The sequence below is a fragment of the Williamsia sp. CHRR-6 genome (assembly GCF_018474015.1).
Taxonomy (GTDB): Bacteria; Actinomycetota; Actinomycetes; order Mycobacteriales; family Mycobacteriaceae; genus Williamsia_A.
Genome location: NZ_JAHCSG010000008.1, coordinates 47,036 through 63,876, shown reverse-complemented (window position 1 = coordinate 63,876; position 16,841 = coordinate 47,036). Strand labels below are relative to the sequence as shown.

Annotated in this window: 16 protein-coding genes; 12 read left to right on the top strand and 4 right to left on the bottom strand. The window is 65.8% G+C overall.

What is annotated here, in order from left to right:
• Positions 1-120 precede the first annotated feature (120 nt).
• The 3 genes from KIK15_RS17475 to KIK15_RS17465 all read left to right on the top strand — a co-directional run bounded on the left by KIK15_RS17475 (position 121) and on the right by KIK15_RS17465 (position 4,634).
• The gene (locus KIK15_RS17475) at positions 121-1,368 is read left to right on the top strand and encodes a hypothetical protein (protein WP_214246033.1); all 1,248 of its coding nucleotides are present in this window, start codon (positions 121-123) and stop codon (positions 1,366-1,368) included.
• A gap of 60 nt (positions 1,369-1,428) precedes the next feature.
• The gene (locus tag KIK15_RS17470) at positions 1,429-2,673 is read left to right on the top strand and encodes a hypothetical protein (RefSeq protein ID WP_214246031.1); all 1,245 of its coding nucleotides are present in this window, start codon (positions 1,429-1,431) and stop codon (positions 2,671-2,673) included.
• A gap of 251 nt (positions 2,674-2,924) precedes the next feature.
• Positions 2,925-4,634 carry an Hsp70 family protein gene (locus tag KIK15_RS17465; RefSeq protein WP_214246029.1) on the top strand — a complete coding sequence of 570 codons (1,710 nt, stop codon included), beginning with the start codon at positions 2,925-2,927 and terminating at the stop codon, positions 4,632-4,634.
• 267 nt (positions 4,635-4,901) lie between these two features.
• Here the strand turns inward: KIK15_RS17465 and KIK15_RS17460 are convergent, their stop codons facing one another.
• Positions 4,902-6,110, bottom strand: a complete 1,209-nt coding sequence (locus tag KIK15_RS17460) for a hypothetical protein (protein ID WP_214246027.1) — start codon at positions 6,108-6,110, stop codon at positions 4,902-4,904.
• 943 nt (positions 6,111-7,053) lie between these two features.
• Between KIK15_RS17460 and KIK15_RS18495 the strand changes: the two genes are divergently transcribed.
• Together KIK15_RS18495 and KIK15_RS17450 are read left to right on the top strand one after the other, a co-directional pair.
• Positions 7,054-7,545: a hypothetical protein gene (locus tag KIK15_RS18495; protein ID WP_250324911.1), complete on the top strand. Its 492-nt coding sequence runs from the start codon at positions 7,054-7,056 to the stop codon at positions 7,543-7,545.
• 116 nt (positions 7,546-7,661) lie between these two features.
• On the top strand, positions 7,662-8,546 hold the full coding sequence (locus KIK15_RS17450; RefSeq protein ID WP_214246025.1) for a hypothetical protein: 885 nt from the start codon (positions 7,662-7,664) through the stop codon (positions 8,544-8,546).
• A gap of 54 nt (positions 8,547-8,600) precedes the next feature.
• Here the strand turns inward: KIK15_RS17450 and KIK15_RS17445 are convergent, their stop codons facing one another.
• A complete protein-coding gene (locus KIK15_RS17445) occupies positions 8,601-9,401 on the bottom strand; it encodes a 3'(2'),5'-bisphosphate nucleotidase CysQ (RefSeq protein WP_214246023.1) in 801 nt (266 codons plus the stop codon).
• Between the two features lie 132 nt (positions 9,402-9,533).
• Here KIK15_RS17445 and KIK15_RS17440 point away from each other — a divergent pair, with 132 nt between their 5' ends.
• The 4 genes from KIK15_RS17440 (at position 9,534) to KIK15_RS17425 (ending at position 12,811) form a co-directional block, all read left to right on the top strand.
• Positions 9,534-10,778 (top strand): EAL domain-containing protein, encoded by a 1,245-nt coding sequence (locus tag KIK15_RS17440; protein ID WP_214246021.1) that lies wholly within the window; start codon positions 9,534-9,536, stop codon positions 10,776-10,778.
• 87 nt (positions 10,779-10,865) lie between these two features.
• Positions 10,866-11,663, top strand: a complete 798-nt coding sequence (locus KIK15_RS17435; RefSeq protein ID WP_214246019.1) for a VOC family protein — start codon at positions 10,866-10,868, stop codon at positions 11,661-11,663.
• A gap of 61 nt (positions 11,664-11,724) precedes the next feature.
• Positions 11,725-11,892, top strand: a complete 168-nt coding sequence (locus KIK15_RS17430; RefSeq protein ID WP_214246017.1) for a hypothetical protein — start codon at positions 11,725-11,727, stop codon at positions 11,890-11,892.
• Between the two features lie 181 nt (positions 11,893-12,073).
• Positions 12,074-12,811 carry a GntR family transcriptional regulator gene (locus KIK15_RS17425; protein ID WP_214246087.1) on the top strand — a complete coding sequence of 246 codons (738 nt, stop codon included), beginning with the start codon at positions 12,074-12,076 and terminating at the stop codon, positions 12,809-12,811.
• Between the two features lies 1 nt (position 12,812).
• On the opposite strand, the gene KIK15_RS17420 is transcribed toward KIK15_RS17425, so the two are convergent.
• Positions 12,813-13,310, bottom strand: coding sequence for a PTS glucose transporter subunit IIA (locus KIK15_RS17420; protein ID WP_214246015.1), 498 nt, complete (start codon positions 13,308-13,310; stop codon positions 12,813-12,815).
• Positions 13,307-13,537 (bottom strand): glucose PTS transporter subunit EIIB, encoded by a 231-nt coding sequence (locus KIK15_RS17415; protein ID WP_214246013.1) that lies wholly within the window; start codon positions 13,535-13,537, stop codon positions 13,307-13,309. Before KIK15_RS17415 ends, KIK15_RS17420 begins: the two co-directional genes overlap by 4 nt.
• 121 nt (positions 13,538-13,658) lie before the next feature.
• Between KIK15_RS17415 and KIK15_RS17410 the strand changes: the two genes are divergently transcribed.
• Genes KIK15_RS17410 through KIK15_RS17400 form a run of 3 tightly spaced genes read left to right on the top strand, consistent with a single transcriptional unit; the run spans position 13,659 to position 16,830 of the window.
• Entirely contained in the window at positions 13,659-14,891 is a 1,233-nt protein-coding gene (locus KIK15_RS17410) for a PTS transporter subunit EIIC (RefSeq protein WP_214246011.1), read from the top strand.
• The gene (locus tag KIK15_RS17405; protein WP_250324910.1) at positions 14,888-16,105 is read left to right on the top strand and encodes an N-acetylglucosamine-6-phosphate deacetylase; all 1,218 of its coding nucleotides are present in this window, start codon (positions 14,888-14,890) and stop codon (positions 16,103-16,105) included. The genes KIK15_RS17410 and KIK15_RS17405 overlap by 4 nt, the downstream gene beginning before the upstream one ends.
• Complete coding sequence (locus tag KIK15_RS17400; RefSeq protein WP_214246010.1) at positions 16,105-16,830, top strand: glucosamine-6-phosphate deaminase; 726 nt, start codon at positions 16,105-16,107, stop codon at positions 16,828-16,830. The genes KIK15_RS17405 and KIK15_RS17400 overlap by 1 nt, the downstream gene beginning before the upstream one ends.
• The last annotated feature ends 11 nt before the right edge of the window (positions 16,831-16,841 follow it).

The window sequence follows — 16,841 nt, the reverse complement described above, 5'->3', positions numbered from 1 at the left end:
CCCGCGCTTCGATGTCCCGCCACCGGCCGCGACGTGCCCGTACGTGCGAACGAGACAGCAACCGTGCCCGCGGGTACAGTCTGCACGTTCGTAAAGCCTCCCCACGACAGGAGCTCACCAATGCGATCGCCTCTCCCGCGCACAGCCGGCCTGCTGGTGCTCGTCGCAGCGATCAGCGCAGCGACTGCGTGTTCGTCCGACTCATCGGACTCGGCCCGTCCGGCCTCGGCTTCCAACTCGGCGGGGTCGGGCTCGGCGGGGTCGGGCTCGTCGGCATCGGATCCGGGAGCGCTCGACACCGGCTCGTACGCCACCACCGCCCAGCCCGCGTTCGGGTTTGCGCCCGCCGACACTCGCGACGTCATCGAGAGCCAACGGATGGCCGAGTTCACCATCCTCATCCAGGAGATCGACCCGATCTTCACTGAGACCGGTTTCCCGGCCGGGACCGTCCGCTCCCTGCCTGCGATGTTCCGCAACAAAGCCAGCGTTCAAGTCTTCAAGGACAACCGGGTGGTGGCGGGGTTCCTCAGCTCCGGCAGCAACAAAGCCACGCCCGGAGGGGCGAGCACCGGTGTGACGCATGCAGTTTTCCGATTCCGCGACCCGGCCGGGGCTCGGCAGGCGAGCGACGCACTGGCCCGGTCGGTGCTCGCCACCACCACGTCGGCAGGGGCCTGGACCGAGGTGGCGGTGCCCGCCCTCCCCGACAGCCGAGTGTTGCGACGATCCGGCCTCACCCAGGTGTTCACGCCGTTCCGGGACTACCTGCTGATCGACCAGTTCAACGCGCCCACCGACCCGCCGGTACCAGCCGAGCAGATCACCGCCTGGGCCAAGCGCTCCCTCGAACTCCAGAAACCATTGATCGCCCGGTTCCCGCAGACCCCGCTGGGTGCGAACTCGCAGATCCAGCTCGATCAGAACAAGATCCTGATCTACACGTTGCGTGATCCCAAAGTCACCACCGTCGGTCTGGTCCCTGCGGTGTTCGGTCCGCGCGGCATTGCCCATCTGATCGACAACTCGCAGCGGGTGTCCGAGCTGCTGACCGCCGCAGGGTCTGACCACAACGCCATCGGCCTGACCAACGTCTATCGAGCGACCACGGCCGACAAGGCGAAGGTCTTGAAGGACGGACTGGTGCGAATCGAAACCGACGGCGGGTACCGGCCAACGTCTTCTCCGGCGGGCCTGTCGGCCGCCACCTGCCTGGCGAAGGTGAATTCCGTCAGCAGCGACTACAGCTGCCGCGTACAGGTGGGGCGTTATGTCGGCGAGGCCACGGCGAAGAAAGTCGACGACGTTCATCAGCAGATCTCGGCGCAATACCGAATCCTCACCCAGGCCGACCAAAGTGCGCAGTGAGCTCCGACCACGTCGCGGGAACATCGCGTTCTCGGGCCGCATCACATTCTCGTGACAACCATGACAAGCCGGCCCGTCCGGCTCGCCCGCTACATCGCACTGGGCCTGGCCTGCATCCTGACCGTGGTCGGATGCGCCAACAGCGTCGGCGGCTCCGCCAAGCCACGACCCGGCGACCTGGTGAACCTGAAGGCTTTGGACACCGGCACCTTTCAGACCGACCCCTCGCCCCCGTTTCCTCCGGTGACCTCGAGTACACCCGATGCTGAGCTGATCCGAGTAGAAGAACAGCGGATGGCCGAGTTCATCATCCTGCCCGCCGACGTCGACCCTGAGCTCAGGGACTACAACGAGCCCACCGGGACGATGCCCGCGACAGCCGAAGCCGTCCTCGGATCCAAGCGCGCGTACACCGATCTGCTGAAGACGACGCTCGGGGGATTCACGGCAGCAGCAGGCAGTCCCGGCACCGCCGGCAAGACCTACCCCAAACTCTCGTTGACGCTCATGGTGGCTCGCTTCATCACCCCGCAGGATGCTGCTGCTGCCGCGAAGAAGGCCATCGACACGGTGGTCGCCGACTCGACAGCCGCCCCCGCAGACGAGGTGCAACGACCGGTCGCAGTACCGGGCGTGGCATTCGCCGCCCGCATGGCCCGATCGGTATCGGGTGGGCCGGCTCTGCTGTCGGCGACTCCGTCGGGAGTCTTCGTGATATTCGCCCGCACTCTCGGCGAGCCAGACCAGGAATCCAAGCTGGCGCCGTTGTTGACCAAGGCCACGGCAGCGCAGATCACGGAGATCAAGAAGTTCCCGGCGCTTGCACGCGGGCCGAATGCACAGCTGCCGGTGGACAGCGACTCCATCCTCATCTACACCATTCCTGACGCCGACAGCGCAAACCGCGCGGGCACCACACGGGCGGTGTACGGGCCGACCGGGGCATCCCATTTCGCCGGGGACGACCAGCCCGCGGTCCGGAAACTGTTCGTCGACACCGGAACCGACCACATCGCCGTGTGGAAGACCACCGTTTTCCGATCGGCCACGGCGGCGGGGGCGAGTCGGGTCATGACCACCCAGATGCCGAACCCATCGGCCACCATTCGAGTGACCTCACCCCCCGTCGGCCTGCCCGTCGCCAGGTGTCTGAGTCGTGACACCGTGATCGGCCCGCAGTACGAGTGTTGGGTTCAGGTCGGTCGCTACCTCGGAGTCGCCACCGACAGATCTGCCGTCACGACGCGCCAGATGATCTCGGCGCAGTACAAGATCCTGCTCAAAGCCGACCAAAATCACAGCTGAACTGCGCGCGACGCCGGACCCAACGTGTCAGTTGGCACCGAGCGTGATGACCACGCCGACAGCCACAGTGGCCACGTTGACCGAACGCATCAGATGAACTCCTTCTCATGCATCAGCCCAGCAAACATAACCGCCGGCGACCAGTCGGTGGCGTGTGTACCCCTGCCGTGCGCTCGAACGAGACAGGGGCTGATGGGCCGGGTACAGTTCGCGCGTTCGCCCACACGCACCGACCAGGAACACAGCTGACGATGACCACACCCTGGCACCTGAGCATCGACTTCGGTACCTCGAACACCGCCGCCGCCCACACCGCCCCGGTCAGTGGCGCGGTGGAGACTCTGGCGCTGTCGCATGCAGGCAACCTGATGCCCTCGGGTGTCCACATGACCGGACCCGACCGCATCGCGGTCGGCGACCATGCCGCCAACGAAGCCCACCGCGACCCATGGCACTTCATCCCCTCACCCAAGCGGCTGGTCGGCCAGCCGTCGGTGATCATCGACGGGAGCCCGGCACCGACGTGGCTACCGATCTCCGCGGTGATGCGACAGGTGATCACCCGCGCCACCAACGCACACGCCGGCCAACCACCGGCATCGGTGGTGCTCACCCACCCCGAAGCGTGGACACCCGCCCAGGTGAACGTACTCATCGAGGCGACAACCCGGGCCGGCGTCGCGTCCGACACCATCTCAACCATCTCCGAGCCGCGCGCCGCGGCCGCGTACTACGCAGGTGCACAACATCTTCCAGCCAATTCCACGGTCTGCGTGTTCGACTTCGGCGGCGGCACCCTCGACGTCGCAGTACTCCGTAGTGCACCCGACGGCAGTTTCGACGTGACCGCTGCGCGCGGCGACAACTCCCTGGGCGGCAAGAACTTCGATGCCGCCGTGCGACGCTGGGTGGACGGCCAACTCGCTGCCCGCAACCCAGCACTGTTGTCGGCCTTGAACTCCGACCAGCACGCAAGCGCCCAGATCGCACTCGACGAATCCATCCAGCGGGCCAAAGAGCTGCTGTCCGACACCCCATCGGCCACCATCACCGCGGCAGCGGCCGGCCAACAGGAGACACTGCAGATCACCAGAAGCGAATTCGACGAGATCATCCGACCCGCAGTCGAGTCCGGCCGCGACCTGCTACTAGCCACACTCGCCGACGCCGACCAGACCGGGCGTACCCTCGACGCCCTCTACCTCACCGGCGGCAGTTCACGAATCCCACTGATACACGAGGTACTTCAACCCATCGGACCAGTCGCCACCCTCGACGACCCGAAAACCGTGGTGGCTCGCGGAGCACTTCGCCGTTTCCGACCGGCAAACGTCGCGCCGGTGTTCACCGACTCCACCGACCGCTGGTCAGCCACCAACCGCACTACCGCGACCGAGACAACCGCCACGCCATGGTTTCGGCGGACACCCGTCCTCGCCACAGCTGCCGTACTCGTCGTCGCGGTGACCGTCGGCACGGTGGTCCTGTTCTCCTCGAGCGGCAACAAGACCACCACCGCTGCACCGCCACCCAGCTCGGCAAGCCCACGGTCAGCAACCGCCGAACAGATACTGGCCGCACTACCCGAAAAACTGCGCCTAGCCACCCGCCGGTGCCAGTTGTCCACCACTGGCATCGCCAAGGTAGCTCAGCTCCAGTGCGGATCGAGCGCCACGCTCGGCTTGTTCGCCAACCGGACTCTCGATGAGAGCTCAGGCCCCACGGTCCTGGCATCACTCGACGACGCGAATACCCGCACACGACTCCAGGACATGACCGACGGGATCTTCGGCACCTATACCCCAGGCTCCGACGACAACAGTGGATCCTCCATCCAGGGGACCAGCTACATCACCGTGTACTACGCCAACCGCAGCACCGGATTGACCTTCTCGGTGGGCGGCCTCAAGGACGAGGCGTCGGCTCGAGCTGTCCTCACAGAGCTCGGGCTGAACCCGTGACCGAACGTCACATGTCGGCAGAACTGCACACCCCGTCCAGCGCAGTGTGAGCGTTGATCTCACTTCGTGCGGCGTCAAGGTCACCGTGATCAATCGGTCCCGGTCCAGGGTGCGGGGTCGGCTGGACCCCTCGCGCCCAGCCGGTCGCCTGGACCAACACCGCAGAGCAGATCCTCAAGAAAGCGAACCGCCCAACAACTTCGAACGCGGACCACTGGGGTCCGAACTGTCGGATTGGGTCGATTTTCCGAACTCCGGTTGCGGAGCTCAGTTAGCGTTCTGGTCGGCTTGGGTAAGGATCTTGTACTGCGCAGAAATCTGCTGGCGGGTTATCGTTGCATCCTGGTCGCCGCTCTCGCCGACGTAGCGTCCAACCTGAACGAGACAATCGTCACCTTTGCCTATGTCTCCGTCCCGCGAGAAACACTTCGCCATCGGGAGCCCTTTAGGAGGATCCGCGGGCGCGAAGCCTGCGTCGATCAGGATCCTGCCGAACTCCGCTACCAATGTCGACGCCTTGTCAGCGGTAGCCGCCCGATAGACCTGTGTCAGCCAATACGCGTTGTGGGTCGAGCCCGCATCCGTGAGCACCTGGAGGGTGCGCGCCGGTCCGATCGAAACGTGTGCGGTACCACGCGGTCCGTACACCGCGGGCGCGAGCCCACCGTTGCCTGAGGCGTCGGGACTTTCCAGCGCGTACAAAAGGATCTTGTTCTGATCGATCTTGATAGTTGCGTTCACCGCAGGTCTGGTCTTCGGGAATTTGTCGATCAAGGGTTTTTGCAGTGAGAGCGACTTGATGGCCAGACCGTAAGCCGCTTTGTGTTGATCAGTCGGAGCAAAAAACCGATCCATCAGGACGTAATCATCGTGCGGGGTGATCACCTCGGTCACCGTGTCTGACCACAGAACGAAAGACTGCGGCAGTTCTGGCGGCGTGTCCGGCTTGGTCCCCTTGAGCCTTGACAACTCCTCCTGCAAGAGACCCTGGGCCGCCGTTCTTGCGGAGGCCGCATCACGGAACCTCAATACCGCGTGCGTGACGCTTGCAGGACCATTGTTGTTGTCGAACCCTGGACGCCGCGCAGTAGTGAAAAATGCGGCAAGGATCGAGTTGTCAGTCAAGACCTTGACTCCCTTTGCCGCGCCGTCGACGAACAATCGCGGCGTTCCACTGATCGTTCCGATGGGGCGCCCCCCACTAGTGAAAGTGGGGTCGATCTCAAACGGAAGAGTCACGAACTCGGCCATTCGTTGGCTCTCGACATCACTGATGTCGGTCTTGGTAGCGGTGCCGAATTCTCTTCGCGGAGAGGTCGCGAAGGAACCGGTGTCCAACGCTGCGAGGTTGACCGACGGCGTGCCCGATGATGGCTGAGAACGCGCGGTACCGGTCTCTCCAGAAGAACACGACGCCAGACAGAGCGTTGTGATCACACCGACCAAAAATGACACATACATTTTAGGCAGTGGCATTAGATGTACTCCTTGTGGTGTGCAGGCTGCGAGCACTATACCCGTCGTCGCGACCACCCCGCTTGTCGGACGTACGGCACGTCGATATTCCGGCCGAGTCTCCGCGAACAGCGGAGTTCAGCTGCCACGCGGCAGTCCACGCGTCTTTCCCGTGCTCGCTCGTAGAATCCCTGTGCGTCCGAACGAGACAGGGGCTGATGGGCCGGGTACAGTTCGCGCGTCCGCCCACACGCACCGACCAGGAACACAGCTGACGATGACCACACCCTCCATGGTTTCGGCGGACAACCGTCCTCGCCACAGCTGCCGTTCTCGTCGTCGCGGTGATCGTCGGCACGGTGGTCCTGTTCTCCCCGAGCGGCAACAAGACCACCACCACCGCTGCGCCACCCAGCTCCGCAAGCCCACAGCCAGAAACAGCCGAACAGATACTGGCCGCGCTACCCGAAAAGCTGCGCCTAGCCACCCAGATGTGTCAACCGAGCACGTCATCAGGAGGTGTGGCACAAATCCAGTGCTCCAGCCTCGTCGATGTCAGACTTTTGGTAGATCGGAATTCGTTCCCAAACGTCGGCCCAGGCGTCGCCGCCTCCCTCGACCTCAGACTGGCGGCTTCGAAGGTGGCGGAACTTGCCTCCGGAGTCCATGGAAACCCCGGTCTCAGGACCCGACGCCAGCAGTAGCGCCGAGATCGACGGGACGTCGGAAGTGACCTTGACCTTCGCGAACCGCACCACCGGGCTCGTGTTAGAGGTAAACGACCTCAAAGACCAGGCGCCCGCGCGGGCTGTCCTCAAAGAGCTCGGGCTGACCCCGTGACCTGGCCGAACATCTCGTTCACATGTTTCGGGAACATCCGGCATCGTGACCGCATCCTACGTAGTGTGAGCGTCCAGACCTGGACCACATCGATCGGATCAACCATCTACACCTGGAGACGACCATGAGCGGCAACTCGAGCGACAACAGCACCACCACCTCGAACGACAAGACCGAGCACGCGGACAACGACGAGCGCATTCACGCGACGCGTGAGAACGGTGACGGCCAACAGCTCTGGGAGATCGACACCGACCACGACGGCCGCAACGACGTCGTCCTCACCGACACCGACGGCGACGGACAAGCCGACAAAGCCTCCTGGGACCTCAACCACGACGGCCGCGTCGACGTCGTCGCCCTCGACACCGACGGCGACGGCGTCTGGGACGACAAATTCATCGACACCAACAACGACGGCCGCGCCGACCTCGAACTCATCGACACCGACGGCGACCACTACTACGACACCGCCCGCGCCGACACCGACGGCGACGGACACGTCAACTACAGCACCGACAACTTCACCGACCCCGTCCCCCAGACCGACACCCACATCGACTACCAGGCCAACGACCCCAGCCACGAAAGCGGCGCCGGCAACTTCGGCTTCTGAGACCCGAATTTTCCCCCTGCCCGCCGGGAACATCCGACCGGTTCGGCGCATCTGATCTACGAAACCACCACGCATCTTGAGATCCTCCAGATGCCGAGCACCCCAGGAGAACCCCGATGAGCACCAACGAGACCGCAACCGACTACGACAACGACGGCACCAACGAGACGCTGGTGGCCGACACCGACGGCGACGGCAAGGTCGACCTCGTCGACGTCGACACCGACGGTGACGGCATCGCCGACGTCCGCGCTGTCGACTCCGACAGCGACGGCAAGGCCGACTACTACGAGGTCGACACAGATCGCGACGGCCGCTACGACACCAAGGGTCTCGACACCAACGAGGACGGCAAGGTGGACTCGACCAGCACGATCGACGAGGCGGCACCGCACATCGACGGAACGTCGAGCTCGTCGAGCAGCTCGAAGGACAGCGACTCGGACTCGTCCTCCCGCGACAGCAGCTCGGACTCGTCCTCCCGCGACAGCGACCGCGACGACAACGACCGCAGCGCGAGCCGCTCGACCGAGAACAACCGGTCGGAGGACAAGAGCGACGAGCGTGACTCGCAGCAGGATCGGGCTCACGAGACCCGTGAGAACGGTGACGGCCAACAGCTCTGGGAGATCGACACCGACCACGACGGCCGCGTCGACGTCGTCCTCACCGACACCGACGGCGACGGACAAGCCGACAAAGCCTCCTGGGACCTCAACCACGACGGCCGCGTCGACGTCGTCGCCCTCGACACCGACGGCGACGGCGTCTGGGACGACAAATTCATCGACACCAACAACGACGGCCGCGCCGACCTCGAACTCATCGACACCGACGGCGACCACTACTACGACACCGCCCGCGCCGACACCGACGGCGACGGACACGTCAACTACAGCACCGACAACTTCACCGACCCCGTCCCCCAGACCGACACCCACATCGACTACCAGGCCAACGACCCCAGCCACGAAAGCGGCGCCGGCAACTTCGGCTTCTGAGGCGGACACCATGAGCGGGTGGCTGTGCGGCAACGCGCAGCCACCCGTTCGTCGTCAGGTGATGGCGGCCAGGATCGGCGGGACAAGCTCGGGACGACAGATCAGCAGATCAGGCAGGTATACATCAGATCGGTTGTACTCCAACGGTGTTCCGTCGACACGGCTGCACCACAGGCCGACCGCGAGCGCCACGGCCACCGGAGCGGCCGAGTCCCACTCGGACTGTCCGCCGGAGTGGATGTACACCTGCGCCTCGCCTCGCACCACCGCCATCGCCTTGGCCCCGGCCGACCCCAGGTGCACCACCTGCGCACCGATCGCGGAGGCCACGGCGGCGGCCTCGGGAACTGGTCGCGAGGAGCTGATGACCACCCGTGGGCGAGGGGAGTTCGCAGCCGGTAGCAGCTCGTCGATCGGCAGCGTCCCAGTCGGCGGCTCCCCGGGCGGCATCGACGCACTGCAGTAGGTGACGCCGAGCGCAGGTAGGGCGACGGCGCCGACGGTCAGTCCGAGTCCGCGACGCCACAGCGCCACATGCACCGCCCAGTCCCGGCGACCGGGTCGCTGATATTCGCGAGTGCCGTCCAGCGGGTCGATGATCCACACCCGGTCGGCATTCAACCGGGAGCGGTCATCCACCGATTCCTCCGAAAGCACCGAGTCGTCGGGGCGTTGCGCCGCGAGCCGCGCGAGCAGCAGGTCGTTGGCTCGCTGGTCACCCAGGCGGCCCAGCTCGTCACCGACGACCGCACCGCCTGCGCGCAGTTCCACCAGCAGGTGGCCGGCGTCGGTGGCGAGTTCGGCAGCCAGCTGAGCATCGGCCGCATCCGAACCGACCGCATCAGATCCGACCATGATCGACCTGCTCCTTCGCCGTGTCTGGAAAGTGTGATTATTCCCCACCCATCCGTCGGCTGACCTCGACACCAGCCCGGCAGTGGATCGCAAGACGCGATTCACACCCTCGAATCGTGATACGACAAGGATGTGACCCTCAACCGCCCGGAATCACGGGGCGGACCGGCAGGCAACTACACGGCGCTGACCCGCGTCAGCCCGGTCCTGACCTCCACGTTGGAGCTTGCTGCCAACGCACTGGGCTACCCGATCGCCGCCGTGCACATCCTCGACGACCGCCAGCAGTTCGTGCTGGCCTCCTACGGCACCCCCGACGGCAGGGTCGGAAGTGTCAGCGGCCGCGACGAGACCATCTGCAGCGTGGTCGTCGACTCCGGTGAACCCGTCATGATCCCCGACGCCACTGACGCCTCGGTGGACCGACGATGTGCCCAACCGGTGCTCGACAGCGACCTGCGCAGCTACGCCGGAGTCCCGCTGTTCAGTCGTGAACACACCGCCATCGGCACCCTGTGTCTGGGCGATCCCAATCCCAACGAGCTCACCGAGACTCAGATGTCGGTGCTGGGCAAGTACGGCCGCGTGATCGAAGAGCAGCTGGAACTACAGCGCGACCGGGCCGCGTCGACGGCGCGGTATTCCGTCGACGATGTGCTCGAGGCGATGGACGCGGGCCAGATCAGCCCATGGTTTCAAGCGATCGTGGACCCGCGCACCCGGGAGATCCGCGGCTACGAGGCCTTGAGTCGGTGGATGCACCCCGATCATGGATTGGTCGGGCCGGCGGAGTTCCTGCCCGCCATCGCGAGCACCGACATCGTGCTCGACCTCGACCTGGACATGTTGGCGCGGGCGGCGACCATGATGATGCAGACCTGTCCCGACAATCGCACCTCGCCGCTGCACGTCAACGTCGACGGAGCTCACCTGGAACGCCGGTATCGGCTGGACATGCTCATCGAGGCCATCACGTCCTCGCCGTTTCCCACCGAACTGATCCGGGTGGAGTTGATCGAATCGGCCACGCTCGACGATGCATCGGCTGCGGCGTCGATCACCCGGCTGCGCGAGACCGGGGCTCAGGTGGTCATCGACGATCTGGGACGTGGATGGTCGTCGCTGAGCCGAATGATCAACTGGCCCATCGACGGATTCAAGATCGATGCATCCCTCACCGCCGGGCTCGGCACCCCGATGGTCGACCACCTGCTGACCGGGCTGGTCGAACACGCCGAGGCCAACCACCTGCTGGTCATCGCCGAGGGCATCGAGACCGACGCCCAGGTCCACTCGCTCAACGCATTGAACTGTCCCCTGGCTCAGGGCTATCGGTTCCAGGTCCCCCAACCGGCACCCAGCGCGCTGGCCGATTGATCAGGTTCGCGGCCGATCGATGAACTTTGGCCGCTGCGGCGGTCTACCTTCTCGACAACACCGGATTCGCCGAGAGGATCACTGATCATGACCGACTACACCGCACCTGCCGGTGCCCCGATCTGGTTCGACCTGATGAGCACCGACACCACCCGAGTCACCGCGTTCTACGGCCAGCTCTTCGGGTGGGACTGCGAACCGCCGCGCGAGGAGTTCGGCGGATACCAGAACTTCACGCTGCACGGACGCCGCGTGGCGGGCCTGAGCCCCTACTGGCCCGAATCCGGCGCGCCGGCGAACACGTGGGCGGTGTACCTGCACACCACCGACGCCGCCGCATCGGTGGCAGCCGCCGAGGCGGCCGGGGCCACCGCCGTGACACCGCCGATGACAGTGGGCGAGGAGGGGACGATGGCGGTGGTCACCGACCCGGCCGGGGCGAGCATCGGCTTCTGGCAGCCGAACACACACGCCGGTTTCACCGAGTGGGGCGTGCACGGCGCGCCGTACTGGTTCGAGTGCATGAGTCACGACTACGCGGCCTCGACGGCGTTCTACCCGAAGGTCGTCGACACCCGACTGCTGGAGATCGGCACCGGTGGTGACCCGGAGAAAGAGGGCCCAGATCATTACTCGCAGTTGATGTTCGGCGATGTGAGCTACGGCGGGATCATGGCGGCAGGCGACCTGCTGCCAGCCGGAACCCCGTCACACTGGTCGGTGTACGTCACGGTCGACGATGTGGCCGCGACCGTGGCCGCAGCCACCGCGCTGGGTGGATCGGTGCTGATGGCGCCGGAGGTCACCCCGTACGGGACCCTGGCTTCGATCACCGATCCATGTGGTGCGGTGATCAACCTCGGCCATCCGCCGATCGGGATGTGATCCGACCGGTCGGGCGAGCCGGCTGGACCGAGCTGGCTAGACCGAGCCGACGACCAGCAGCATGCCGATCACCAGCCCGACGAGCGGGGCGATCATCGCCACCACCCGCCAGACGCGCACCGAGGTGGAATGGGGGTTCTCTGAAGGCAGGCTCGCGGACATGATCACGCTTCCTTTCCGCCGGGGCATCGTCGACCCGGATACGGGTGATCGCTTGGACTACCAGTGAACAGAGTGACAGAAGTAACGGAAGTTGACTGTCATTGCGGCGCGTGTCGCGGACTCACGATTCCGACGCCGAGGCACCTCGCAGCCTCTCCCGACGCCGGGCCCCCTCAGCTGACCTGAACTGGTAATGACCACAGGTACCATCTGAGTCAGTGCGCACCGGGCGTACGCCGCAGACCGGGATGGGTGACGTGTCCGAATCCACCATCGTCAACAGCATGGTCCCCAAGCATGAGCAGGTGCGCGCCCATCTCGAGCGGATGTGTACCGACGACCTCGCGCCCGGCGACATGTTGCCCAGCGAACGCCAGCTGTGTGTGGACTTCGGGGTCAGCCGCATCACCGTGCGAGACGCGATCGGACAACTGGTGAACGACGGCATGCTGGTGCGGGTACGCGGTAAGGGCACCTACGTCGCCGAGCGACAGGTCCGATCCCGGTTGCACCTCGCCTCGTTCCATGAAGACATGCGCCGCCAGGGCCTCAACCCGACCACGGTGGTCATCCGCGTCGAGACCTGTCCGCCACCCCCGCGAACCGCGGTGGCGCTGGGCCTGCGCGCCAGCGACCCCGGCCATCACATCGTGCGCTTGCGCATTGCCGACGGCCAACCGATATCGGTCGACGACGCCTGGTACCACGGGCCGCACCTGCCCGACCTCGTCGACACCGACCTCAGCGCCTCGATCTACGAGACGCTTTCGCACCGGTTCGGCACACCCATCGACCGGGCCGAGCAGACCGTGGCAGCTCGCGAAGCACCCGAGTGGATCGCGACGATGCTCGGGATAGCCACCGGTGCACCAGTTCTCGCGTTCGACCGCATCGGACGTCACGGCGAACAACCACTGGAGCACACCTGCTCGTGGTATCGGGCCGATCGCTACGAATTACACATGGAGCTGCGCGAGGACGCCTGACTCAGGCGAGGCGACCGCGCGCGGTGGGGGCCCAGGCGAACAACTCTGCACCGCGGGCGATCTCGACCGGTGGTTCCGAACGCACCTGACCGGGCGCGGAATCCATCACCACCACCGGGCACGAGGCGCAATAGCCCTGCGCGCGAACCGCATCGGGATCCCAGGTGATCATCGGACAGCCCACCTCGACGTGAGTCGCGTCCGCGGTGTGCACGGTGAATCCGGACCCACCCAGTCGCACGGTGTCGATTCCCAGATGCACCAACACCCCGACACCGGATTCGGTGAGGATGACGAACGCATGGGGGTGCACCTTCACCAGGCGACCTGACACCGGGGCCACGACCTCCACCGGCCCGAGCCCGACCGCCGGTTCGATGGCCCGACCTGACCCGACCATCTCGGTCGCGAACACCGGATCGGGAACCTGCGCAAGCGCAGTCGCGGTCCCACCCAGCGGGGCCCGGACCGACAGCGCCGGCTCAGCCGACCCCGTCACAGCAGATCGCTGATGTCGTCAGCCAACATGTCGGCCTCGGGACCCACCACCACCTGCACGACCGAGCCGGCGGCGATCACCCCGTGCGCCCCTGCCTTCTTCAACGCCGCGTGGTCGACCTTGCCCGCGTCGGCCACCTCGGTACGAAGCCGGGTGATGCACCCTTCGATCTCGACGACGTTGCTCGCACCCCCGAGCGCGGCGAGTATGTCCTGAGCCTTCGACACGGTGGTTCCTCACTTCGGATGTGTTGACAAGTCGGTCGGGCAAAACCATGCTAACTGGTTATAACCTCGCCGCACGTCGTGATGTTCGAATCCGTCACCCTCACCGAGCAAAGGCCCCGAGATGACCACCTCCGCTGACCGCGCCTCGGCGCTGAAGAACTCCAGCCTGGTTGCTGCACAACGACTCGGGCGCAGCCTGATGCTGCCGATCGCGGCGCTGCCCGCGTCCGGCCTACTGCTCCGCATCGGCCAGGACGACATGCTGGGCCGGTTCTCCACCTTCAAGGACACCGCCAGTGTCATCTCGGCCGCCGGTGGCGCCCTCTTCGACAACCTGCCGCTGTTGTTCGCCGTGGGTATCGCCATCGGCTGGGCCAAGAAATCCGACGGCTCCACGGCGCTGGCCGCCGTGGTCGGCTACATCGTGTTGGCCGGGGTGTTCAAGGCGATGTCGCCCATCGTCCTCAAAGGCGATCTCGACTCCAAAGGCCAACAGTCCCTTGTCGATTACGGCGTGCTCGGCGGTGTGGTCGTCGGCCTGGGCACCGCCATGCTGTGGCAACGGTTCCACCGCACTGCCTTGCCGCCCTATCTCGGATTCTTCTCCGGGCGCCGACTGGTGCCCATCCTCACCGCGCTGACCATGTTGTTCGTCGGGGTCGCGCTCAGCCTCGCCTACGCCCCGTTCCACTCGGGTCTCAACTGGGTCGGCAATCAGGTCAACGAGAACAGCGTGGTCGGCGGCGGCATCTACGGCTTCTTCAACCGGCTGCTCATTCCGCTGGGCCTGCATCACATCCTCAACTCGGTGGTGTGGTTCGTGGTGGGCGACTACAACGGCACCCACGGCGACCTGACCCGCTTCTTCGCCGGCGACCCGAATGCCGGAGTGTTCATGACCGGCTTCTTCCCGATCATGATGTTCGGACTTCCCGCTGCGGCCCTTGCCATCTGGCACGAGGCCAAGCCTGCGCAGCGCAAGGTGGTCGGCGGGCTGATGCTGTCGGTCGGGCTCACCTCGTTCCTCACCGGCATCACTGAGCCACTGGAGTTTTCGTTCGTGTTCGTCGCCTGGCCGCTGTATCTGGTGCACGCGGTGCTGACCGGAAGCTCTCTGGCGCTGTGCAATGCACTCGGCATCCGCGACGGGTTCACGTTCTCAGCCGGATTCTTCGACTATCTGCTCAACTTCGGTAAAGCCGAACACCCGTTGCTGCTCATCGTGATCGGGTTGGGATACGCCGTCGTCTACTACGTGCTGTTCCGATTCGTCATCCGTCGCTGGAACCTGCGCACCCCCGGCCGCGAGGAGGACAGCTCCGAGCTTCCTCCCGCTGCCGCCGACACACCATGACCCAACACACCATGACCCGACGCTTCGACCACATCCTGCGCGGCCGACTGGTGTCGGCGAGCGTCTGCGTCGATGACGGGATCGTCGCCGTCGCCAACGGCTCGATCGCGTGGGTCGGTCCGGTCGATCAATGGCCGGAAACCACACCCCCGCAGGCACTTCCGAGTGATCAGGCCATTGTGCCCGGACTGATCGACGTGCACTGCCACGGGGGTGGCGGCTGGGGTTTCCCCGAGTCCGACGGTCCCGGCTGTGCTGCCGCAGCCGACTTCCATCGCCGCGCAGGCAGCACCTCGGTGCTGGCCAGCCTCGTGTCGGCGCCGGTGGCCGACATCGACCGTCAGATACGTGAGCTGGCCGAGCTGGCGGAGTCGGGGGTGATCAGCGGGATCCATCTGGAAGGTCCGTTCCTGGCCGTCGCCCGCTGCGGTGCCCAAGACCCGCGACACATCATCGACGGTGATCCCGCCATCCTCGATCGCCTGCTCTCGGCGGGCCGCGGGACGGTGGCGGCGGTGACGCTGGCGCCGGAGACCGCGCGGTTCGGCGAGCTGGTCGACGTCGCCCGCGACCACGGCGTGATGGTGGGTCTAGGGCACTCCGACGCGTCGTATTCCGTTGCCGCCGAGTCCATTGCCCGTTCGGCCGAACGCCCACTGCTGGCCACCCACCTGTTCAACGGGATGGCACCGCTGCACCATCGGGAGCCGGGTCTGGCGGGTGCGTGTCTGGCCGCGGCAGGTCGGGGCGAACTGGTGGCGGAGTTGATCGCCGACGGTGTCCATCTGGCCGACGGAACTGTCGCGATGATCTTCGACCTCCTTGGGCCACACCGGATCACACTCATCAGCGACGCGATGGTGGCCACCGGGATGGCCGACGGCCGATACCGTCTGGGTCCGCAGGACGTCGACGTGGTCGAGGGCGTGGCCCGCCTGTACGCCGACGACGAACAAGTCGGCTCGCTGGCCGGCAGCACCAGCACGCTGGCCGATGTGTTGGCGCGCACAGTGACTCACGCCGGCGTCCCGTTGCAGGCCGCAGTGGTCGCCGCCACGCACACGCCCGCCCGACTCTTGGGGGTCGACGCCGGAGTCGGTGACCTACGCGCCGGGATGCGCGCCGACCTGCTCGTGCTCGACGGGGTCGACCCGTCGGCCGCCGCGCCCATGTCGGTGCGCGCGGTGATGAACCACGGCAGCTGGGTCGACTGATGGACCTGATCACCGTCGACGACCCAGCCGAGGCCGGGGTGGTGATGGCCGACATCGTCTGCGAGGCAGTTGATTCGGGGATACGGTACCTCGGGTTGGCCACCGGTTCGTCGCCGCTGCCCGCCTACCGAGAGCTGATCGCGCGACATCGAGCCGGGCGGGTGTCGTTCGCCGGCACACAGGCCTATCTGCTGGACGAATACGTTGGCCTGCCTGCGGGGCACCCGCAGTCGTACGCTCAGGTTATCCGCGACGAGTTCACCGACCACATAGACATCGACGCGGTGCACGGCCCCGACGGCACCGCCGCCGATCCGGCGCAGGCCGCGCAGGCCTATGACGCCGAATTGTGCGCGATCGGTGGGGTGGATCTGCAGATCCTCGGCATCGGCGCCAACGGGCACATCGCGTTCAACGAGCCATCATCGCCACTGACCTCCCGGACGCGGCCGGCGACGCTCACCGAACAGACCAGGGCCGACAACGCCCGGTTCTTCGATCACCCCGATGACGTTCCACGCCTGGTGATCACCCAAGGATTGGCCACCATCTCCTCGGCCGCGCATCTGCTGCTGGTGGCCACCGGCACACACAAGGCCCGAGCGATCGCCGACGCCGTGGCAGGACCGGTGTCCCCGGCATGCCCAGCTTCGGTGCTACAGGCCCATCCCCACGCCACCGTCGTGGTCGACACCGCAGCCGCCGGGATGCTGCTGCACCACTGACAGCGCAACGG